This window comes from Pseudomonas sp. B3G-3, assembly GCF_028640915.1.
GTDB lineage: Bacteria > Pseudomonadota > Gammaproteobacteria > Pseudomonadales > Pseudomonadaceae > Aquipseudomonas > Aquipseudomonas chlororaphis_I.
This window is the reverse complement of sequence record NZ_JAQZAB010000114.1, coordinates 1-20,774: the sequence shown is the minus strand read 5'-3', so window position 1 is coordinate 20,774 and position 20,774 is coordinate 1. Positions and strand designations below refer to the sequence as shown.

The window sequence follows — 20,774 nt, the reverse complement described above, 5'->3', positions numbered from 1 at the left end:
GGCCTATGGAACTGCTCAACGCCAGCAAACTGCTTGCGGCCTATACCCAGGGCCTGGCGCCCGATGGCCGCGAATCCCTGGTGGTGGTGGCCAAAGGCACGTTCAACCTGCCGCTGGACGGCCGCGCGGCCACCCTCGCCGAGACCCAGCAACCGCTGCTGATGGCCGACACCTTCCTCGGTGAGCCCGGCCTCAGCGCCCCGCTGCAGGAAATGGACTTCGCCCCGGTCAAGCCATGTTGCGATGTCCTGGTACGTGGCAAGGCCTACGCCCCAGGCGGAAAACCCGTGACGCAGCTGACCGCGGGCATTCGCGTCGGGCGGATGAGCAAGGCTTTTTCCGTCCTCGGTCCACGGCAATGGCAATCGGGGCTGTTGGGCGTTGCTCCCGGCTTGCCGCAGCCGTTTACCGAGCAGGACATCTCTTACGCCCGGGCGTTTGGCGGCAGCCATCCGATCGCCAACGACCCCCAATTGCGTCACTGCTACCTGGACAATCCGATCGGTTGCGGCTGGTACCCGCGCAGCGCCGACAGTGCCGACATCGTCGGTATGCCGATGCCGAGCACCGAGGAGTTGGGCAAACCGATCGACAGCCCCTCTGGCGACTTCCGCCCCATGGCCCTCGGCCCCATCGGCCGTGGCTGGCCACAACGCGCGCGCTTCGCCGGCACCTACGACGAGGCCTGGCTGGCCGACTGCTTTCCCTTTCTGCCGGCGGATTTCGACCAGCGCTACTTTCAGGCGGCCCCCGAGGATCAGCAGACCCCGTACCTGCGCGGTGGCGAGGATGTGCTGTTGCTCAACCTCACACCCCAGGAGCGCGCGGGCTTTCGCATTCCCGAAATGCAGGTGCCGGTGACCTTCTTTCTGAAAAAAGGCGGCCATGAAACCGTGCAGGCGGTGATCGACACCCTGCTGATCGACACCGACACGCAACGCGTCGAGATCACCTGGCGCACCAGCCGCCCGCTCAAGCGCAACCTGTTCGAGATCGCTCAGGTGCTGGTGGGCAGCATGTCCACGGGCTGGTGGCGCGCCCGCGAACTGGGCAAGGATTACTACCCGTCGCTGTCGGCCCTGGTGAAAGCCAAACGCACGCCCGAGGAGACGCCCTGATGGCCGCGCTCTGCATCGTCGGCTCCGGCATGGTCAGCGCCGTAGGCCTTAACGCCCCTGCGAGCTGCGCGGCGATCCGTTGCGCTATCGATAATTTCCAGGAGACCCGTTTCATTGACCAGGCAGGGGAATGGTTGGTCGGCGCGCCCGTGATCCTGCCTGAGCCGTCCTCCGGATATGCACAACTGGTGGGAATGGCCAGCATGGCCATCGCAGAGTGCCTGTCCGGTCTGTCCGACGAGGACGTCCACGACATACCGCTGCTGCTCGGCGTGGCCGAGAGCGACCGGCCAGGACGCCTGGAGCGCCTGGACGAGTCCTTGCTGCGGGCCATCGAGGAACGCCTCGGCCAGCGCTTTCACGAGCGCTCCTGCGTGATCCCGCGGGGCCGGGTGAGCGCTGCGGTGGCATTGATCAACGCACGTAAACTCATCGAGCAGGGATGTTCGAAGGTACTGATCGCAGGTGTCGATTCCTATCTCACCGGGGCGACGCTCGCGGCCTATCAGGAGCGAGACCGGCTACTCAGCAGTCATTGCGACAACGGCTTCATTCCTGGCGAAGGAGCTGCGGCGATACTGGTGACGGCCGTGCGGGCCAGCGAAGAGCCGCAACTGCTATGCCTTGGGCTAGGTTTCGGAAGGGAAAAAGCTACTGTCGAAAGCGAGGGGCTGCCATTTCGCGCGGACGGGCTCACGCAGGCGGTAAAAGCGGCGTTCGATGACTGCGGCTTCGGTTTCGAGCATGTCGACTATCGTCTCGCCGACCTGACGGGTGAGCAGTATTACTTCAAGGAAGCCGCGCTGGCCCTGAGCCGGACCCTGCGGGTACGCAAGGAGCGCGTCGAGCTCTGGAGCCCCGCGGACTGCATCGGCGAGTGCGGGGCAATGAGCGGACCCGCGCTGCTGTGCATTGCCCTGGCTGCCTCGCGCAAAGGCTACGGCCACAGCGCGCAGGTACTCTGTCATTCGAGCAATGATGGGGGCGAGCGGGCGGCGATGGTGCTCGGCTACCAGCGTGTGAGGGCGAACTAGATGGCCAATGAGGTCTACGCCAATGGTCGAGAACTTTCCTGCAAGTCGGCCTCGGGGAAATCGATAGCCTCGTTTCCCGACGTCTGCTTCACCCCGCCACAGGCACCGCCTACCCCCATGGGCGTACCGATCCCCTATCCGAATACCGGCATGTCGAAGGACACGACGCAGGGCAGTCGGACCATCAAGATCACCGGCAAGGAAGTGATGCTCAAGAATAAGAGCCATTTCAAGAAGAGCTATGGCGACGAGGCAGGTCGAGCGCCGAAGAAAGGCATTATCACCAGTACCAACACCGGGAAGGTCTATTTCATCTCCTGGTCGATGGACGTGAAGTTCGAAGGATTGAACGTCGTTCGCCATCTCGACCTGACCACCCACAACCACAATCCGTCTCCTGGCAACACGGCAACCTGGCCGCACACCTCGAAGATGAAGGCGGCCTTCAAGCCGGGCGGCAAGTGCGCCGGCATGGGACACCTGCGCCTGCAGCCCTATAGCAAGGCCTGTCCGAACACAGCGAGCGGAGCGGCGCAAACCGGCCACCATCTGATACCCGGCCGCTGCATGCGCGGCAAGGCCGGTTACAGTCACTCGAAAGCCCCGGTGATCTGCGTGTCGCGCGGCAACCAGCACCAGGGTTCGCACAAGCGCTGCCATGCGAAGTTCGATCCGGTCGAATTGGACCACTTCGACAAAGGCAAGCCGTTCAAATACGAAACCGCACGCAACACTGCGGCCGCCTCGGCAGGAGGCGCGCTGAGCCCCCCGCGCGACCTGACGAAAAAAGAGCAGGAGTGCGTTGCCTTCCAGCTCGACCAGTACTACAAGGCCAAGCCGAAGAAAGGACCTGGCTGCACCAACACTTTGAACCTCCGTGCCTCGGGCGCGGCGGGCAAAGTCATACCACCCGCACGTTCCGCACCAGCCCCCGCAGGACGCCCATAGGATCTGAACCATGGCAAAGAGCGAAACCGCCCTCTACTTCACCAACATTATCGCGATCGGACCGGAGCAGGCGCTGCTCGGCGGGCATCTCTATCTGGAGGGCGCGGAGCCCAGCGTAACCCGGGTGATGATGATCGACCAGGACGACTGGTTCCATGTCTACGACATTCCCGAGGTGGTCTACAGCGCTCTGCAGAGAGCACCGCTGCACGGGCAGCAGAAAGGTAACTACTGTTTCCTCGGGCGGGCCGGGCTACTCCGTGAACACCCCTCCGGGCAGTCCAGCACCGACACCACGCTGGACATCGACAATGTCTACCTGATGGACCTCTGCGAGGTGGATGGCGAACTGTATGCCTGCGGCACACAGAACCAGGTATTGAGGCAAAGCAAGGGCGTCTGGCAGCGCATCGACCAGGGGCTCTATGTTCCGTTGGTGGACGAGGTCACGGCCTGCCTGAACGGCATTGACGGGTTCTCGCGCGACGACGTCTATGCCGTCGGCGATGGCGGCGCCATCTGGCACTGGGACGGCAAAGGCTGGCAGGCATCGGTGGCACCCACCAACCTGCCGCTTTACTGCGTGCACTGCGCCGCCGATGGTGTGGTGTACATCGGCGGGTCCGGCGGGATCCTGCTACGAGGCAGCGCGCAGGCGGGATGGACAGATATCGGTGATCGCGACCTGTGCGCCGAAGTGCTGGAAAACATGGTTGAGTTCGCCGGCAAGCTCTACGTGACCGCAACCGACCAGTTGCTCGAGTACGACGGCATGCAGCTGCGCGAGACCAAGGTGCCGCTGAAGGGCAAAAAGGCCTACTACGCCATCGATGCCAAGCCCGATGTGCTGTGGGTGGCAGGCGACGAATGCGTGCTCAGTTTCGACGGCAGCACGTGGCGGCGCCATGTTTGCCCAGAAAACTGATCGATGACGAGCCTCAGTATCGTCATCGACCAGCATATTGAGGAGGCCACCTTTCTGGCCGGCCTGCGCGACCTTGCCGTGCACGCCCCCCACTACGACCTGGCGCACCTGCTCGATCTCGACAAGCGCATCGAAGCTCATCTGGATGCTTTGCAGATAGGCGGGCTAAAGAGCCTGGACCTGGTGCTCCAGCAGCTCAACCCCAACGCCCAGGGCGAGATATTCGCAGCCACGGTGCTGGCCTTCAAAGCCGCCAATACTTGCGCAATGGCCCAGTTGGCCGAACATCTGCGCGCCCACCCCGACGGTGCCCGTTATATGGGTGCCGCGCTGGGCTGGCTGGACTGGCCCCGAGTCGAACCCTGGGTGGAGAAGCTGCTCGGCTCGCCGGAAGCGTTGTTTCGCTGCATCGGCCTGGCCGCCTGCGGCATGCACCGGCGTGATCCGGGGGCAGTGTTGATTGCGGGGTTGGCGCATGCCGATGCGGCCGTTATCGCCCAGGCCGCGCGCATGGCGGGCGAGCTGCGCCGTCGTGACCTGATGCCGACTATCCGTGCCCACCGCCAGCATCAGGATGCAGCCCCACGCTTCTGGGCCAACTGGGCCACCGCGCAGATGGGCGATGAGGAAGCTTTGGAGCCGCTGCGCCAGTTCGCCGAGCAAGCGGGCGAATTCCAGTACCGCGCGCTCTGCGTATTGCTGGCCTGGCAACAGCGCGAGCGCAGCATCGCCTGGATCCGCCAGCTGATGCAGAACCCCGGGCAGCGGCGCATCGGCATCCAGGCCGTTGGGCTGCTGGGCGATCCGGTCAGCGTGCCCTGGCTGATCCAGCAGATGAGCGACCTGCCGCATGCCCGCGTCGCTGGCGAGGCCTTCAGCCTGATGACTGGCGCCGACCTGGCGCTGCTCGATCTGGAATTGCAGGACCTGCCGGATTTCGATGCCGGCCCGAACGACGACCCTGAGGATGCCAATGTCGCCCTGGACCCCGATGAGAACTTGCCCTGGCCCGACCCGCCGTTGATCGCAGCCTGGTGGCAAGCCCATGCAGGTGATTTCCAGGCGGGCGTGGGTTATGTGCTGGGGCTGCGACAGAGCGAAAGCAGTTATCGGCAAGCGCTTGTCCGGGGCCAGCAACGCCAGCGTATCGCCGCGGCCTGCGGCATCGCGCGCTTGCGGCCGACCGAAGTGCTTTTCCCCACCAGCGCACCCGCCTGGCGGCAAAAGGCATTATTGGGAGAGCCTGCGGGGTTCGGGCGGTGATGACGCGGACGTGCGGTGGTTACTGAAGACCACACCCTACGCGCCCAGTACCGTGCACAGCCAACAACTTCAGTCCCGCCCCAATAACGCGCACATAACAATGCAAGAGCCCGAATAGCAGGCATCGATTAGTTCTATTTTCTTGCAATTTCCTTATTGAGTTGTGCGGTTTGCTCCAGCACACGCATACAAGAACCTGCGCGTTTGTTCTTTTAGGGTTACCCCAAGCTACCTCACGGAGGGTGGTTATCTACTCTTCGCGCGGCGGCGGTGACTGTGCCCGCATGGTCTTGAAGCGGCATTTCTAATAGGAACCCCAAGGACGCACCTCATGAAAAACCACGTTACAGCGAAAGACGGAACACAGATTTTTTTTCGCGACTTCGGACAGGGTCGCCCTATTGTTTTCTCCCATGGCTGGCCTCTCAACAGCGACGCCTGGGACGGACAAATGCAATTTCTCGCGAATGCAGGTTTTCGCGTCATTGCTCATGATCGTCGCGGGCATGGTCGCTCGGATCAACCGGCTGGCGGTAACGACATGGACACTTTCGCAGACGACCTGGCAGTCGTCATTGAGACCCTCGACCTGGAGGATGTGGTCTTGGTCGGGCATTCCATGGGAGGAGGCGAAATAGTTCGATACGTGACCAGGCACGGGACTGATCGTATTGCCAAGCTGGTGCTCCTGGGTGCAATTACTCCGTTAATGGGCGCCACCGGCGGTAACACTGATGGAGTCTCGATCGACGTCGTTGACGGTGTACGCAAGGCAGTCCTCGAGAACCGCTCACAACTCTTCCTCGATTTTTCGAGCGCTTTCTTCGGTCTGGACCCGCAAAGCGCAGCAAAAAACGAAGGTTGGCGCATGGCTTTCTGGCAGCAAGGCATGTCAGGCGCGATACACAGCCAATACGCGTGCATCGAGCAGTTCTGGGCTTCGGATTTTCGCGAAGAAATGAAGTCCATCTTTATTCCGGTGCTTGTCATTCATGGCAGCGGTGACTTTATTGTCCCGCTTGAAACGACCGGAAAGCGCTCTGCCGAGATCCTTCCTAACGCGACTTTAAAAGTCTACGAGGGGGCTGCTCACGGCTTCCCTGTCACCCATCAGGCTCAGCTCAACGCCGACCTGATTGAATTTGCTCGCCACTGAGCGCGGGAATCAACGTGTGGAAGCTAGCGGTCGAGCCGCTAGCTATTCACTGCGTAATACCTCTCCCCCCCCGAATTGACTGACGCATCAACTCGATGTCGTGGCCCCAACCAGGCCCGAGGCATAGAGATAACCTGCATCAGTACAGCCGCTGCGATTGGCGCAGTTTCCTGGAGGCCAATACTCCGCTTGCCAACATGAGTTGCCTGGGTAACCGCCATGATTGGGCGCCACGTTTCATAACTCTTAAGGTTTGCTTAAGGACTTTAAATGTCACTGGCGGACAAACTTTCCTCAACGATCAGGAGAGTCGCCATGAACCCACAATCGATGAATTCAGACATTCCAGGCGCCCTTGCAAGACCGCTGGGAGCCCTGACCGGCTGGCAGGAGCGCCGCGCCAAGGAACTGATGATACGTGACATGGGCAATTGCATACGCATCAGCGAAGTTGCCGAGCATTGCAACCTATCGCGCAGCCATTTTTCCCGGGCATTCAAAAAAATTACCGGCCATTCACCGCAAGGCTGGTTGATGAGGATAAAAATCGAAAAAGCCAAAAGCCTGCTGATCACTGCGATGGCGATCACCGAAGTCGCCCATGAATGCGGTTTCAACGACCACTCGCATTTCACCCGCACCTTCAACCGCCTGGAAGGTGTAACACCCAGGGCCTGGCGAAGCGCCCTTGATCATGCCATCACGAACAACGGTTCCCTGATGCCTGAGATTGATCAGGACATATCCAACAGGATGATCCTCAACCGCGCCCCCCATAACCTGCAAAAGGCCCAGGCCCAGGAACTACACCCATGAACTGATCGAAATCGACAGCCCCACTCCTCCCCTTTGGCCGCTTACGCGGCCTTTTTTTATCCGACGCAGCCCGGCGCAAGCGGCAGACCGATACAGAATCTGGCGCCCTGTTCACTGTCCTGGAGGACTAGCGTCCCGCCGTGTGCAGCGATCACCGATCTACAGATGGCCAGCCCCATTCCCATGCCGTTGCCTTTGGTGGTGTAGAACGCATCAAAAATCCGCTCGCGCTCCTGGGGGCCGATTCCCGGGCCGTTGTCCTGCAGGCAGAGTTGAACCTGGTCGTCCTGGACGCCGGAACTGACGATGATGTGCCCATCCTGCAGCCCTGCTCCGGCGATGGCCTCCATTGCATTAGTGATCAGGTTGTACACCACCTGCTGGATCTGCACCGCATCCACCCACACGATGCATTTCGTATCGAGCCGGGATTCCAGACGTACGTTGCCGCTCGCCAGGTCGGTCGCGGTCAGGCACAAGACGTCACGGATCAAGTCTTCGATCGGCACCGGCAATCGCTGTAACGGTGCCTGTTTGGCAAGAGCGCGAAGCGCCTGGACAATGTTGGCCGCACGGGTGCTGTCTGAGCGAATGTCTTCCAACCCTTGAATCGCCTCTTCGAGATCGGGCTGATCTCGCTTGAGCCAGCTCAGGCTGGCCGAGGCGTTGGACAGGATCCCCAGCAGCGGCTGGCTGATTTCATGGGCAATCGAAGCTGAAAGTTCGCCCATGACCTTAAGGTGCGAGCTACGCGCAAGTTCCGCCCGCGAACTGCGCAAGTCCGCCTCCATCTGCGCGCGCAACTGGTTGTCCTCGACCAGCCTTGCATAGAGGCTGGCGGTCTGCAGTGACACGGCGGCCTGAGAAGCAAGAATCTCCAGCATGGTCAGGCGCTCGGCACTGAACAGCCTGGATACCAGGCTGTTTTCCAGATAAACCAGGCCGATCAACATGCCTTGTTTGAGCAACGGCAGACACAACATGGACCGCGTCTGGCGCTGTTGCAGATCGGCGCTATAGGCCTCGGGACAGTCGGCCCGGGCATCGTCAAGCACCAGGGGGGTGCGCGTGCGCATGGTAGCGTTGAGCACCGAGACAGGCGCGATCTGCTCGAGCGGCTGCCCGGCATCCAGGACAACCCGCACATTGCCAGCCTCGACAGAGGCAGTGGCTGCCAGTTGAAGTTCGGCGTCGTTGACGATCATCAGGACGCCATTATCGGCACCGGCCTGGATCATCAGGTGATTCATCAGGGTTTCAACCAGTCGCTCGAGCAATATCTCTTGCGAAAGCGCGCGGGCCACCTCGACCCCCGCTTCAAGATCGAGCCGAACCTGAGTCACAGGCCGGATCGGCTCAAACGACGGCTGCGTGCCCAGGGACGGATGCATGACCTCCAGCTGGCGCACCTTGCCGTCGGCGCCCCACAGACTGTAGCAATCGCGCGCCACGCGCAGGTGGTGATTGGCGCCAGATACCAGCCCATTGGGAATGCAGATATTGGCCAGTTGTTCATGGGCCAGTGCCTGCTCATGGATGAAACCGGCCGCAGCCGCCGCGATCTGCGACTGGTCGAAGCAGCGGATGGCCACCAGTTCCAGACCGCGCAAGCGGGCAATCACACCCTCGATCAGCAGCAATTTGCTGCGAAAGGTCGTCGGGTTGAGTGCGTCCCATTGCAGGAACCGCTGGCGTTGCCGCTCCAGCTTTTCCAGTTTATCGCTCAATTCACCGGGCGCCTGCTCACTGCCCAGTGCCAGCCCGTGGAACAGGTAGTAATCAGCGAGATTGATATGCGCCGGAATAGACCAGAGCAGCGCGGCAACCTCTTCGAAGCGTCGCAATGCGTAAGGGATATCGCCGAAGTAAAACGCGGACATGCCTGAATACAGCCACGAAAAGAACAGTGTCGGCTGCGACACACTGCTGCGATCGATAAGACCGAAACGGTCATGTTCCGTGCCGTCCAGCTCGGCAAGCGGCCGGTGCGCTCGCCCATTACGCAAATCGCTGGCGAACGATTGTTGCGCCAGCAGGATTCGCTCGATATCGATGTAATGAAACTGGCGCACCCATGCCAAACCATGCTCCAGCTCATTCAACACCCCTTGCAAGGGTTCGCCCATGAACAGCAGGTCGGAGCCGATGTGGTTGCAGGCATAGCAGGACATGCCCAGGTCGCCGCCGGCCTGGCCGCACTCGAATGCGGCCATAGCCCTCTGGCGGGCATAGGCCATCGGCCTGGTCCAGGGACTGACTTGGTCGAGCGCCACCAGGGTGCCGGTTCGACCCGCTTCATAGCCGTACTTGTCGATGAGTTCCAGGGCCACTTCGGCGAAGGCGTGACCATCCACATATTCGCCATAGCACTCGGCAATCATCACGCCGAACCAGGCAATCCCGTAGCTGCTGCTCGGCGTAACGCCATGCAGCAGCGTGAGTTCGACCATTTTTGCAAGATGCAGCAAGCGGATGTCATCGTCGACGAAGAATGAGGAAATCAGCGTACCGAGCAGTTCCATGGTCGCTTCGACAAGCGGGTTATCGGCCTTGGGCAGATGCACCAGGTCGGCGATGCGCCGTGGGCCGATCAGTGTGCGTACCTGAGCAAACGCTTGGGTCAATTGCTCCTGCGAGGGCCGGCGCTGCAGGGAAATGCCCAGCAGTGCCAGACCGGTCAGGGCTTCGGTTATCGCGCCTTCGTAATCGGAGTGCAGCGTGCGCAACGTGGCCCGTAACCGATAGGTTTTCGCACGGTCGAGCGCAGTCCTGGCGTGGACCAGACAATCGTCGAGGCGTCGTTGGGCGCCGGCCAGATCGGCCAGGAGCATGTCGCACTCGGCCGCCAGCCATCGGGTGGCGAACGCCTGGGTATAGAGGGCCGGGCTGCTGGCCTGGGCGAGCAGAGTTTCGGCCGTGTGCAAGTAGCCCGCGGCCTGCTCGACAGCGGCGGTATTCCTGGCTCGCTCAGCGGCTTCGACCAGCAGCTCGACAAACACAGCGCGGCGATGCTCGTCCAATGCATCGGCGTCGATGCGCTGAATCTGGCTGGCGACTTCGAACACCCGCTCAGGGACATGCTCGCCCCACTGATCGAGCATGGCGGCGGCAAAGCGAGCGTGCTCGTCCCCCCTGCCCGCTTGTGCCGGAAGCCGACAGGCTGCCTCGAGCATCCGGTCATGGGGAAATACCAGATGCTCGCGCTCGCGCAGAAGGAAACCCGCACTGACCAGCCCCTGCACATCGCTGGCGATCTGCTGCGGATCACACGGCGACATCAACCGGTGCAACAACGATTCTTCGCAGCGCCTGCCAACGTATCCGACAGTGCGCATCACTTCCCGCTCCAACGGTGACAACCGTTCGAATCGCTGCACCATCAAATCCGCGACATTATCGGCGCAGCGATAACTGTCTACCTCCTCCTGATTCCAGACCCAGCGGCGATCCCGCACGTCGAAGCGCACCAGACGCTCATCGATCAACGCCCTCAATACCTGGCTGATAAAGAGAGGGTTGCCCGCCGTCTTGAAGTGCACGACTCGCGCGAGTGCCTCAATGTCTTTGGCGGTCGTGTCCAGTTCGGCGGCGATCAGCGCGGCAACTGCGGGCTCCGACAAGGGGCCCAGCGTAATCTTTTGGTGCGGCGCACATTGCCCACTGCCCAACACCTCCAGTAATCCCCCCGGTCGCTCGAGGGCCTGCGACTCTGCCGCGCGGTAGGCCAGGATCAGCACCAGATGCCGGGGCGGCCGGGCGATGAAAGCCTGTAAGAACGACAGGGTCGAATCGTCCGCCCACTGCACGTCATCCACGAACACCACCAAGGGACGTCCCGGCTGAGCGAAGACCTCCAGCACATCGAGCAGTGTCCGGTTAGCGTGGTCGAGCGCATATCGGGCCGGCATATTTGGCAGTTCGGGCGCGATACCGATGACCAACTCGGCCTCGGGCGCCAGATCCACCAGGAGCCGGCCCCGTCCCTTGAGTCGTTCGACCAGTTGCTGGCTCGTGGTCTCAAGCTCCAGAGCCGGCTTGCCGAGCAATTGGGTCATCAGCGACCTGAAGATTTCCGCCAATGGCGCATAAGGAGTTTCCTGCTGCAGCAAATCGCTCTTGCCGCTGGCCCAATAGCCAGGAGCCATGGGCCGGACACCCTGATGGACCAGCGTCGACTTACCGGCACCTGGCGCACCCGCGACCAGCAGGACTCGGGCGATGCCATCGCTGCGCACCTGAGCCATCTGCTCGATCAATTGCAGGCGTTCAGCCTCCCTACCGAACAAGGCATCATTGCGGATCACGGGAGGTGTCGTATCGAAGCAGCCCAGGCGGAACGCATCGACACGCCCGTGCTCCAGCCACTGCTGCTGGCACCAGACAAGATCCGCGGCCATCGATTCGGCGCTCTGATAGCGGGCCTCCGGCTCTTTCGCCAGGCTCTTGAGCAGCACTCGGCAGAGTCCTTCCGGCAGGTCGGCGACATGCACCGCCGGTGATTGCGGCTGAACGGCTGCATGCACATGCAGCCATTGAGATGGTTCGCGGGCGGTAAGTGGCAGGTGGCCAGTCAGTGTTTGATAAAGAATCGTGGCCAGCGCATAGATATCGCTGCGCACGTCGAAACGGGGATTGTCGCGCCGGACCTGCTCGGGGGCCAGATATGGCCATTGTTCCAAGCTGGGCAGTTCGGCAGTGGGGGCCTCCCCTGCATGACTGTGAAACCCCAGGAGTCTGACTGAATCGTTAGCGCCCACCATCAGATGGTGGGGCAGCAGGCTGGTATGCCACACGCCCGACTTCTGGGCGCTACCCAGCGCACAGGCCGCCGCTACAGCGATGGTCAGCAAGCGCCTCAACGGCAGCTCTGCTTCACCCATCAAGTCAGTCAGCGGCGTCCCCAACGCGGGATAAACCAGCAAGGGCCCTTCGGCCGAGCGGATGAGCGCAACAGGGGCAATCGCCCAGTCCGGGTCCAGGCGCAGATTAAAGTCGCGCTCCAGCCGCTGGCATGTGGCAGGCCGCTGGATCGGTGCCCGGGCGGCGAGCCAGCGTGTTCCCGATTGTCTGTCCTGAAGCGTGAACCAGGTCAGATCGTTTTCCCGACGCAGCACTTCGAAGGTGCAGCGCTCCAGCCAAGGCTCATCATGTACGACATCAGGACTGCTGGGGTTGGATGATGAGGGAGGACTGCTGGGCATGAACAATCACCGCTAAAAATGCGTTTCAGACTGAGCTCATGAGTATACGCAAGGCTCTGGTGCGGTGAATGTGGGCCGGCCATCCTGTCCGTCCCAGGCACCATGATGGCCGTCGAGCGGCCCTGTTACCGGTGATTTTCACGCACTGAAACCACCGCGTGTTATCCCTCGGGATAATTGCATTATGCAGGGCCGTCCCCTAGCGTGTATGCCAGATGAATCGACGCTTGCGCGTCTCTCTCCCTCACACAGTGCAGAGCAACGCATGATCCGACTCGGTCAAGCCACCATTTCCCTGGAACAGCGCGAAGCCTTTCTTGATGGACGGCCACTGCGCGTTGGAGGACGGGCGTTCGAAATCCTCTCGGTGCTGATGCAGGCCGATGGTCGTATCGTCAGTAAAGATGAATTGATCACACAGGTCTGGCCCGACACCGTCGTCGAGGAAAACAATCTGCAAGTGCAGATTTCCTCGCTGCGCAAGTTGCTAGGAGAAAAAGAACTCATCCAGACGGTCCCACGCCGAGGTTACCGATTATTGAAAGAACGTGAATCACCCCTGCCCCCATTCCATTCCGCTACCTCGTGGGCCCTGACAGGCGAGAAGCAGGAGGCGATCGACCCTGACACCGTGCCGGTGCTCATAGTGGACGATGAAGCTTCCGTGCGCACGGCGCTCAGCCGCCTGCTGCGGGCCGAAGGCATCGTGCACCGGATATTCGGCTCGGCCGAAGAACTGCTCAATGCCGACCTCGACATCGGCCCCGCTTGTCTGTTGCTGGACATCAGTCTGCCCGAGGCGACAGGACTGGAACTGCAATCGGCGCTCGGACAACGCGGACATCCATGGCCGGTCATTTTCATGACCGGTTTCGGCACTATCCCGATGTCGGTGCAGGCCATGAAAGCAGGCGCAGTCGAATTTCTGACCAAACCCTTCAACGACGACCAGTTGCTGGACATCCTGCACACCACTCGCCAGCGGGCAGCAAAAGCATTCGAGCAATGGCAACGCATTCAGAGCACCCGTCAAAAAGCCGCCCTGTTGACCCCCCGTGAACGAGAAGTGCTGCCGCTGATCGTCGCCGGCCTGTCCAACAAACACATTGCCAACCGGCTGGGCACCAGCGAAGTCACTGCCAAGGTCCATCGCAAACACATCATGGAAAAGATGCAGACGCGCTCACTGGTCCGCCTCGTCAAGCTGTATGGCCTGATTAGCTCGGACCCGGCGTTCGGCATGCAGGATTCTTCATGACCCAAAAAACTGGCTGTCCTCTTCCAGAGTCATCCGCCCCCCCCATGACGATCGTCTGCATTGTGGACGACGATGTGTCCGTGCGAAAAAGCTTGGCCAATCTGCTCCGCTCGGCTGGATATCAATCTCGGGTATTCGCCTCGGGTGAAGAATTCCTGTCCCTCGATAACTTCGACGACGTCGCCTGCCTGCTGTTGGATTTGAGAATGAACGGCCTGTCGGGAATCGAGGTCATGCAAGCACTTGCGCTCATGGACAGAAAATTTCCGGTAATTTGCATGTCAGCCCATTGGGATGATGCGACATTGGCCGAATCAAGCCGCTATGACGCCACCGAGTGCCTGCGTAAACCCTTCAGCAGCGATGCGTTATTGAGCGCTGTCGAGCTGGCGCTTCACGTTAAAGGCTAAACAGCGAGTGGCCAAAATTACCCGTGTCCAGGAGCGGCGAAATTAATCGTCGATATAGACGATTTTGTAAGGCGTGTGCGTTAGCCCTCGGCAAGGATCCTGTTCACAAAGTCGTCGTTTCAGTTCGCTGAGCAATGTCGGCATCGGTCCATGCCTTATCGCCGACAAACATGCGATGGACAGCAAAACCGCTGTGGCCGTGCCGAAGGTGCCGGGATTTTTCGCCACGCTGCCCCATTGCCGAATAAAGCTGCTTCATGCCAACGAACAGTGATTCAGCTTCTGGAACAGTTCTGGCACGGTTGCGATGCACGAACTCATGGAATCAATCCGGTTCTGCACTTCTAGGGGGGATTCATGATGGGAGGTGCCGGCGGAGTCGAGGCGCAGCGACCTTTCAGCCCTACTCCTGACAGGCTTGCACCGACTCTACAACCCGGCGCAACGCCTCAAGGGAAGGCGTCGCGGGTTACAAGGAAAACAAGGCATTGGTGTTCTAGACCTGCGCAGAGGGGCATTCATGCCAGGCCGGACGCCCCCCTTGCGCACGATCCCCGACTACAGCATCAGGCGAAGGCCGGTGCCAGAAGCAGTGTTGTTACCACATGAACTTGAGCTCCACGCCGAGGTAGTTACTATCGTCACCTCCGGCATCCCGTAACGTATCACCCACTGCATAGTGAACGGCCTCAACAGCACCGGACAGATTACGGGTGAACGCATAGTCCATGCGCAATTGATCGTAGTAACCCGTCCAGCGTCCACCTTGCCCCGCCGTTCCTGTTACCGGCAGATTCGGTTGGGTATAAACCGCGTCCTCGGTGGTTTGTCGCCAGAGCATTCCCACGGCTGCCTGAATGGACAGGCCGGAGATCGGCTGTATCGTCACAGAAGGCTTGACATGGATAAGGTTGCTGTAGCCGGTGTAACCCGCCAGTGAGAAGTAGTATCCATTCGGGAACAGAGGATTGAATGTCCCTAATGTGCCATCGCCGGCATGGTGATCACCGGAAGCCGCATCGAACTGCAGGCCAAAGCGTGGCGTCCAAGGCACAGCTTTCAGCGTGTACCCCAAACGGCTGCCGCCTGCCCAGGCGCGGATATCCTTGGAACCTACCGTACCGGTCTGAACCATCGCTTCCACATCCCAATCGTATGCCCCTTCGGCTCCCGCGGTGCGCGCATCGAAGATGTGTCGGGTTTCATCACCCTCTGCGTCGAGATAACTCGCGCCACGTTCTTCGTACAAGCCGTAGTAGGCCGACAGCTCGTCTTTATTGTTAAGCTGGCGCTCGACCCTGAGCATATGGAACGCGACGTCGGAATTGGACTTGTCGTCGAAGTGACGGCCATCCAGGTACTGGACAGGATGACTGGCGATGCCAATGAGTCGCCAATTGCTCGTCTCCCAGTCCGCCCAAACGGCATCGAAGGACTGCCGGACGTTCGGTCCATCCCGCGAAGAAATAAAGCGCTGCAAGTCGAAGGCGAAATCCTGACGCCCCACGCGCGTCTTGAAAGTGTGATCGGCGGTCTGGTCGACGTACTCGACAAAAGCCAGTCGCATATCCAGGTGGTTCTGGTCTGCGCCGCCTATGGTTGTCTTATCGAAGGCGCGGGCATCTTCCAGTTCGGTGAATACGCGCCAGTGTTCGTTCAAATGCAAATCGGCATGCACTTGCAGTCGCTGAATCAGCCACGCGTCGCGTGACCGGTTGCCTATGCCAAATCCACTGGCATCGTTGGATTCAAACCGCTCACGAAGCGTCGTGCCGAACGATACATAACGTTGCGGGTCATCATCCGACAGCGATATGTATTTGAGCCTATCCAGAGGCTCGGTTCTCAACGAAGAGTTTTGAAGGACTGACCAGTCCTCCTGCCAACGGTTGGTTTTAAGCACAGGGCGTTCAGCCTGATCGGCGGCGAAACCGCTGGAAACTCCCAGCGGCCACAGCACGGCCAGAGCCCAAGCACACGCGTTATGCGAAGGACGTCGGCTCTTCATATAGGCCCCTCAGATTACTTCGTCACGACTGCTTGGTGTATTTCGGCGACATATCCACCAGGGAACGCCACCAAAGCGGATTGGCGACCAGGTTCTGCTTTAAGGTCTACCAACAGTTGGGCGCCGGAATTCTTGGCTTTGGAGAGGGTGGCTGCCAGGTCGCCGACTTCGTAGCCGGTCGTTTCACGGCCGTAGGGGTAAGGCAGGTGCCCGTCAGTCACGAACACCACCATCTTGCCGAAATCGGATTCCAGTTTTACGCGGCGGATGGTCTTTCCAGGCTCTCCAACCACAGCGCCGTCGAGGTGTTTCTCATCGGCCACGACTTTGCCGTGGGAGAAACCCGTGAAACCTTTGATGAAGGCATCGGCACGTTGCTCAGAGACATACACCCGGTTTTCAGGGATTGTCTGAAACGGTGCGTAATTCGGCGCCTTGTCGTGCCAGTAGAGCTGCATATTCACGCCGCCTGGCCATTGCACCACCACATCGCGACCGATCGGATCGGGGAAGTCATGCACGATCACATCAGCGCCATGCTTCTTGGCTTCGGCGATCGCGACATCCATATCCTTCACAAGATAGCCATTACGCTCGGCGCCAAAGGGGTAAGGGACAGGCGTGGTGAAGCCGAAAAGCGACACGCTACCGACTGGCGTCTGTACCAGTTGCGAAGTAGTGCTACTGGGAACGGGCAACACATTGACCACGACCTGCGGAGTGCTCTTGCCGCCAAAGGTGGCCACGAAGCTTTTAACAAAACTATCAACATCGCTTGGGGCAACGTAGACATGACTGGTGTCGTACTGGGCTGCGACAGCCACGGCTGGGTTGGTTGCCGCCTGCGCAGAGAGAGAAGCGGCCATTCCAAGAATGACAGCCAGAGGAAACCGCTTGAATGAATGTTTCATAAGAAGCCCTTGATGAGTGGAGAGACGCGACACCGTCCAATAGCAACGCTGCCGTTCAGTAAGCGTATGAAGCGGGGATAGATGGTCGATAGGATCTATGTGCGCAGAAACATGAAACTAAATTCATTTGACCATGGCGATATTCCAATCCAGCTCTCGGCCATCACTTCCCTGCTGAACCGCCAGGGAACTTTTGACGCCCACTTGGAAGTGACTATTGAAAGAATGGGGCTATTGTCTCGCCGAACGTCAATTCGCAAGCCGGCATGCACGGCGGGAACAATCAAATAAGTAAGCAGACCGGCAGCACAGCGCGCAACGGTCAAGTTACTGGTTGCCTGGTTGTAGATGTTCGTTGAAAGCAGGACTCCACAAAATATCTGTTTGTATTTGGGAGCTATTTAGAAAAACAGGAGTCGGCACTGTCTTCCCAGGCCGAAGCCCACACTTGATCCATGAGGCGGACTTGCCAATTTGCAGACGTACTTCGCTCAAAAAAAACCGCCGAAGTCCTTTCCAGCGGAAACAATCGATCAGTGCAGGCCCTAATGCAATCAGCGAGCGAGAGCAAATGCCTTGCGGCGCGCAAGAAAAACGTCGAGGCTCAACATCCCTCCACCAAAGGCCGCAACTTGCAGTAGACCGCCAGCGATCGAGATGTTTTTGAAGAAGTTGACGAACTGCGCCTGGTCAGCCAGTGAGTTGTGGAAAGCAACAGCGGTAACCACGGTGAACACTGCCATGGCTGCTGCGACTAAACGGGTACGCACACCCAGGACCAACAATGATGCCAAGCCCAGCTCTACGCCCAGTGCTCCCAGGTAGGCCAGTTTTGGAAACGGCATCCCACTAGACTCGATGTAGGCAATAGTGGCTGCCGGGCCTGTCAACTTCGAAAAGCCGCTCAACAGGAACAGGGCCGCCAGCAGAAGGCGGCCAACAGCTGCGGTGATATCTTTGCTTGTGATATTCATTTGGAAATCTCTACGTCAGTTTCGGGTGGCCCCGCTTGGGGTATTGGCGAAGCTCCAGGTGGAACTTAAATTAAGATCATTCAGCACAATCGGACTTTTGCTTCGTATTGCTCAACAGTGATACGCACCGGTCTAAAGCAGGACCTCCTCCATGCCAATATTCAGCGGTGCCAGCGCAGCGAAGAGGTAAGTGCAACAATCAAAATTGATGGGCGTAGAATAAGGAATACGACTCAACGCCGGCATTAGGCTGCGCGAGGCCCGCATTGGAATAATGAATGACGCGAACACCGACCCTTTGAGCCTCTCCTATTTTCAAACCTGCACCAAGACGATCCTCAAAGTTGAACACGGAGCCCATCTTCTGGTCACCTACGCCAGTACCGGAAAACAGCGATGCACCGATACCCGCTTCGATAAAGGGTCTGTAGAAGCCATCTCCAATAACGTATTCGAATACCGGAGCAGCGGAAATAGAGTGTCTACCGCTGGCTTGATCACCGCCCTCCCAATACGTATACCCAACGTCCCAATATCCACCAAAGTGTCCGATTGAGGACTCACACCAGCGCTTGTTCCACTCCCAACCCAAACCTGCACGGTATGTCATGTCGCCTTGGCTGGTAACGCCGACCGCTCCGGAAATCTCCGCAGCCTGACTTGTAATCGATGCGCTTGCTAACAACCCCAAAAGAATGGAAGGAAGAATTCTAGCCATTAAATATCCCTTAATCAGGTCGGTGAAGAGCACGTCGTTGCAAACGCGCACTATCAGTCGAGAGATATTTTCTTTTCGGCGGGTGACGGTGACTATGCTTCTTGTGCTGACTTAACCAGCCAGATACATGGAGCTTTACGGTCTTGATTGAACGCGTGCAATGCATCAGTTCTACGGGTATGCCGATCGAAGGTCAGACAGCCGGCATTGGCCGATCTGAAGCTCGGTTTATACGATGCGCCGTCCAATACACTGAGTGGCAGAAGCAGCCTCTAACGCTGCCCGGACTGAGGGCTGCGAGGTCCTACAGGTATTGCCCGTGAATGCCACCGGCCATGATCGCTTGGCTGTGGTCGTTGAAGACATACCACTGACCGCGGCAGGAAGCGCCGGGAGTCCATTTGGAGAAGTCGCAGGCTCTGGCGTAGATCGCCGGATCGGAGCCGGCGGCGATGCGCGCGACCGTCTCAGCCGATAACAGTTGCAGTCCGTCCTGGCGACCATCGTTGCCCAGCAGGCGACCGAAACGCGCCATGTCACGCAAGGTGACGCTAAAGCCGGCACCAATTGGCGGCAAGGAGTCCATGGTGGGCGGCCTGGTGGGTAACCTGGCCAGCGGGCGGGTTGACACGTCCCATGCCAAAGGCAGCGTCAGTGGTGGGCAACGCAGTCGTGTCGGCGGCCTGGTCGGGATGAACACCAGTTCTGTTCTGCTATCGTCAGCCAGCGGCAAGGTCAATTTCTCTCCGGCCTACGGGCAGCTTTACGGAGGGTTGATCGGGGTGAACTTTGGTCAGCAGTACCTCAACAGCGTTTCCGGAGCAGCACTCGACGTACCGATGATCGGTCGTAACTTGCGCTTCTAACAACCACCGCATGTCCACCTAGGGACAGATGGCCGGCCATACGAAAGTTTGGCCGGCCATATCGACGTAATGACTCCAAACAACGCCAGCGCATTCTCCCTACGCCTCATCGTGCTCCCGACGCCACGCCGCGATTCAGCTGTTCACGCAGGAACTCGATAAACACCTGCACCGGTCGCGACCCCTGGCGGTGCTGGGGGTAGACCGCCGACAAGGCCAGGGGCGCGGGTTCGAAGTCGTCCAGCAGCGACACCAATCGCCCGTCCTTGAGCGCCGCCTCGACGATGAAGGTCGGCAGGTAAGTGATGCCCATGCCGGCGATGGCCGCGTCCTTGAGCAATTCGCCGTTGTTGACCCGCATCCTGCCGGTGACGTTGACCAGCAAGGGCTTGTTGCCCTGCCCTTCGAAACGCCACTGCACCTGGCGGCCGTGGCCGTAAGGCAGGCAGTCGTGGCCTTGCAGCTCCTCGGGCCTGCGCGGCGTGCCGCGCTCGGCGAGGTACGCCGGGCTGGCGCAATACACCCGCTGGATCGAGGCGATGCAGCGGGCGATCAGCGTCGAGTCTTCCAGCACGCCGATGCGCAAGGCCAGGTCATAGCCCTCGCCGAGCAGGTCCACCGGGCGGTCACTGAGATCGACCTCGACCGCGACATCGCGATAGCGCTGCAGGAACAGCGGCAACAGTTCCCCCAGGTGGGCCATGGCGAACGACAGCGGCGCGCTCAGGCGAATGGTGCCCCGGGGGTCGACGGTCTGGCCGGCGATGCCCTGCTCCACCTGCTCGACTTCGCTGAGCAGGCGCAGCGCCGACTCGTAGTAGCTCTGCCCCAGGGGCGTCACGTCCAGGCGCCGGGTCGAGCGATTGAGCAGGCGCACGCCCAGGCGTTCTTCCAGTTGCATCAGGCGCCGGCTGACGAACTGCTTGGACAGGCCCAACTGATCCGCCGCCGCGGTGAAGCTGCCGGAGTCCATGACCTGGCAAAAAATACGCATGTCTTCGAACGGGTTCATTGTCACTCTCTGGTTGACAGCTGAACGCTTTATAGCCGCTTTTTCGCGTTCCGGCACCTCATTCCACCTGGAAAACCACATCGCCTGGTTTTACGCCGGCTGCGCCGCCGATCGCAGGCTACGCCAGCGGCTACAGGGACCGCGATGCCTGTGTAG

General features: G+C 59.9%; 17 protein-coding genes and 1 pseudogene. 10 read left to right on the top strand and 8 right to left on the bottom strand.

The window, feature by feature from the left end; translation table 11 throughout:
* Positions 1-5 precede the first annotated feature (5 nt).
* The 7 genes from PVZ80_RS19945 to PVZ80_RS19915 all read left to right on the top strand — a co-directional run bounded on the left by PVZ80_RS19945 (position 6) and on the right by PVZ80_RS19915 (position 7,260).
* The gene (locus tag PVZ80_RS19945) at positions 6-1,118 is read left to right on the top strand and encodes a DUF2169 family type VI secretion system accessory protein (RefSeq protein ID WP_273864456.1); all 1,113 of its coding nucleotides are present in this window, start codon (positions 6-8) and stop codon (positions 1,116-1,118) included.
* A complete protein-coding gene (locus PVZ80_RS19940; RefSeq protein ID WP_273864455.1) occupies positions 1,118-2,152 on the top strand; it encodes a hypothetical protein in 1,035 nt (344 codons plus the stop codon). The genes PVZ80_RS19945 and PVZ80_RS19940 overlap by 1 nt, the downstream gene beginning before the upstream one ends.
* Positions 2,153-3,100, top strand: a complete 948-nt coding sequence (locus PVZ80_RS19935; RefSeq protein ID WP_009049577.1) for a DUF4150 domain-containing protein — start codon at positions 2,153-2,155, stop codon at positions 3,098-3,100. It begins immediately after the preceding gene.
* A 10-nt stretch (positions 3,101-3,110) separates the two neighbouring features.
* Positions 3,111-4,025, top strand: a complete 915-nt coding sequence (locus tag PVZ80_RS19930) for a hypothetical protein (RefSeq protein WP_009049578.1) — start codon at positions 3,111-3,113, stop codon at positions 4,023-4,025.
* 3 nt (positions 4,026-4,028) lie between these two features.
* On the top strand, positions 4,029-5,288 hold the full coding sequence (locus tag PVZ80_RS19925; RefSeq protein ID WP_273864454.1) for a TIGR02270 family protein: 1,260 nt from the start codon (positions 4,029-4,031) through the stop codon (positions 5,286-5,288).
* A gap of 331 nt (positions 5,289-5,619) precedes the next feature.
* Positions 5,620-6,444, top strand: coding sequence for an alpha/beta fold hydrolase (locus PVZ80_RS19920; protein WP_081360670.1), 825 nt, complete (start codon positions 5,620-5,622; stop codon positions 6,442-6,444).
* A 315-nt stretch (positions 6,445-6,759) separates the two neighbouring features.
* Complete coding sequence (locus PVZ80_RS19915; protein ID WP_124335094.1) at positions 6,760-7,260, top strand: helix-turn-helix transcriptional regulator; 501 nt, start codon at positions 6,760-6,762, stop codon at positions 7,258-7,260.
* Positions 7,261-7,316: 56 nt separating this feature from the next.
* Here the strand turns inward: PVZ80_RS19915 and PVZ80_RS19910 are convergent, their stop codons facing one another.
* Entirely contained in the window at positions 7,317-12,374 is a 5,058-nt protein-coding gene (locus PVZ80_RS19910) for a trifunctional serine/threonine-protein kinase/ATP-binding protein/sensor histidine kinase (RefSeq protein ID WP_435307292.1), read from the bottom strand.
* 352 nt (positions 12,375-12,726) lie between these two features.
* Here PVZ80_RS19910 and PVZ80_RS19905 point away from each other — a divergent pair, with 352 nt between their 5' ends.
* Together PVZ80_RS19905 and PVZ80_RS19900 are read left to right on the top strand one after the other, a co-directional pair.
* Positions 12,727-13,719 (top strand): response regulator, encoded by a 993-nt coding sequence (locus tag PVZ80_RS19905; protein WP_081360667.1) that lies wholly within the window; start codon positions 12,727-12,729, stop codon positions 13,717-13,719.
* A 44-nt stretch (positions 13,720-13,763) separates the two neighbouring features.
* Positions 13,764-14,129 (top strand): response regulator transcription factor, encoded by a 366-nt coding sequence (locus tag PVZ80_RS19900; protein WP_081363179.1) that lies wholly within the window; start codon positions 13,764-13,766, stop codon positions 14,127-14,129.
* 103 nt (positions 14,130-14,232) lie between these two features.
* Here PVZ80_RS19900 and PVZ80_RS19895 read toward each other — a convergent pair whose 3' ends face one another.
* The 6 genes and pseudogenes from PVZ80_RS19895 to PVZ80_RS19870 all read right to left on the bottom strand — a co-directional run.
* On the bottom strand, positions 14,233-14,442 hold the full coding sequence (locus PVZ80_RS19895) for a hypothetical protein (RefSeq protein WP_273864452.1): 210 nt from the start codon (positions 14,440-14,442) through the stop codon (positions 14,233-14,235).
* A 285-nt stretch (positions 14,443-14,727) separates the two neighbouring features.
* On the bottom strand, positions 14,728-16,137 hold the full coding sequence (locus PVZ80_RS19890) for an alginate export family protein (RefSeq protein ID WP_124335095.1): 1,410 nt from the start codon (positions 16,135-16,137) through the stop codon (positions 14,728-14,730).
* Between the two features lie 14 nt (positions 16,138-16,151).
* Positions 16,152-17,003, bottom strand: coding sequence for a glyoxalase (locus PVZ80_RS19885; RefSeq protein WP_414860644.1), 852 nt, complete (start codon positions 17,001-17,003; stop codon positions 16,152-16,154).
* A 599-nt stretch (positions 17,004-17,602) separates the two neighbouring features.
* Entirely contained in the window at positions 17,603-18,022 is a 420-nt protein-coding gene (locus PVZ80_RS19880; protein ID WP_124336880.1) for a DoxX family protein, read from the bottom strand.
* Positions 18,023-18,221: 199 nt separating this feature from the next.
* Positions 18,222-18,740 (bottom strand): acyloxyacyl hydrolase, encoded by a 519-nt coding sequence (locus tag PVZ80_RS19875; RefSeq protein ID WP_273864451.1) that lies wholly within the window; start codon positions 18,738-18,740, stop codon positions 18,222-18,224.
* A gap of 307 nt (positions 18,741-19,047) precedes the next feature.
* A pseudogene (locus PVZ80_RS19870) lies at positions 19,048-19,305 on the bottom strand (hydrolase); the annotation flags it as partial.
* On the opposite strand from PVZ80_RS19870, the gene PVZ80_RS19865 reads away from it, so the two are divergent.
* Positions 19,193-19,606, top strand: coding sequence for a GLUG motif-containing protein (locus PVZ80_RS19865; protein WP_337960730.1), 414 nt, complete (start codon positions 19,193-19,195; stop codon positions 19,604-19,606). The pseudogene PVZ80_RS19870 and the gene PVZ80_RS19865 overlap by 113 nt on opposite strands.
* Before the next feature lie 106 nt (positions 19,607-19,712).
* Here the strand turns inward: PVZ80_RS19865 and PVZ80_RS19860 are convergent, their stop codons facing one another.
* Positions 19,713-20,618, bottom strand: coding sequence for a LysR family transcriptional regulator (locus tag PVZ80_RS19860; RefSeq protein ID WP_273864449.1), 906 nt, complete (start codon positions 20,616-20,618; stop codon positions 19,713-19,715).
* Between the last annotated feature and the right edge of the window lie 156 nt (positions 20,619-20,774).

What these genes read in the sequence shown, in the direction of transcription:
- PVZ80_RS19945 (WP_273864456.1), top strand. Translation starts at nt 6, where the DNA reads ATGGAACTGCTCAACGCCAGCAAACTGCTTGCGGCCTATACCCAGGGC.
- PVZ80_RS19940 (WP_273864455.1), top strand. Translation starts at nt 1,118, where the DNA reads ATGGCCGCGCTCTGCATCGTCGGCTCCGGCATGGTCAGCGCCGTAGGC.
- PVZ80_RS19935 (WP_009049577.1), top strand. Translation starts at nt 2,153, where the DNA reads ATGGCCAATGAGGTCTACGCCAATGGTCGAGAACTTTCCTGCAAGTCG.
- PVZ80_RS19930 (WP_009049578.1), top strand. Translation starts at nt 3,111, where the DNA reads ATGGCAAAGAGCGAAACCGCCCTCTACTTCACCAACATTATCGCGATC.
- PVZ80_RS19925 (WP_273864454.1), top strand. Translation starts at nt 4,029, where the DNA reads ATGACGAGCCTCAGTATCGTCATCGACCAGCATATTGAGGAGGCCACC.
- PVZ80_RS19920 (WP_081360670.1), top strand. Translation starts at nt 5,620, where the DNA reads ATGAAAAACCACGTTACAGCGAAAGACGGAACACAGATTTTTTTTCGC.
- PVZ80_RS19915 (WP_124335094.1), top strand. Translation starts at nt 6,760, where the DNA reads ATGAACCCACAATCGATGAATTCAGACATTCCAGGCGCCCTTGCAAGA.
- PVZ80_RS19905 (WP_081360667.1), top strand. Translation starts at nt 12,727, where the DNA reads ATGATCCGACTCGGTCAAGCCACCATTTCCCTGGAACAGCGCGAAGCC.
- PVZ80_RS19900 (WP_081363179.1), top strand. Translation starts at nt 13,764, where the DNA reads ATGACGATCGTCTGCATTGTGGACGACGATGTGTCCGTGCGAAAAAGC.
- PVZ80_RS19890 (WP_124335095.1), bottom strand. Translation starts at nt 16,137, where the DNA reads ATGAAGAGCCGACGTCCTTCGCATAACGCGTGTGCTTGGGCTCTGGCC.
- PVZ80_RS19885 (WP_414860644.1), bottom strand. Translation starts at nt 17,003, where the DNA reads ATGGCCGCTTCTCTCTCTGCGCAGGCGGCAACCAACCCAGCCGTGGCT.
- PVZ80_RS19880 (WP_124336880.1), bottom strand. Translation starts at nt 18,022, where the DNA reads ATGAATATCACAAGCAAAGATATCACCGCAGCTGTTGGCCGCCTTCTG.
- PVZ80_RS19875 (WP_273864451.1), bottom strand. Translation starts at nt 18,740, where the DNA reads ATGGCTAGAATTCTTCCTTCCATTCTTTTGGGGTTGTTAGCAAGCGCA.
- PVZ80_RS19865 (WP_337960730.1), top strand. Translation starts at nt 19,193, where the DNA reads ATGCGCGCGACCGTCTCAGCCGATAACAGTTGCAGTCCGTCCTGGCGA.
- PVZ80_RS19860 (WP_273864449.1), bottom strand. Translation starts at nt 20,618, where the DNA reads ATGAACCCGTTCGAAGACATGCGTATTTTTTGCCAGGTCATGGACTCC.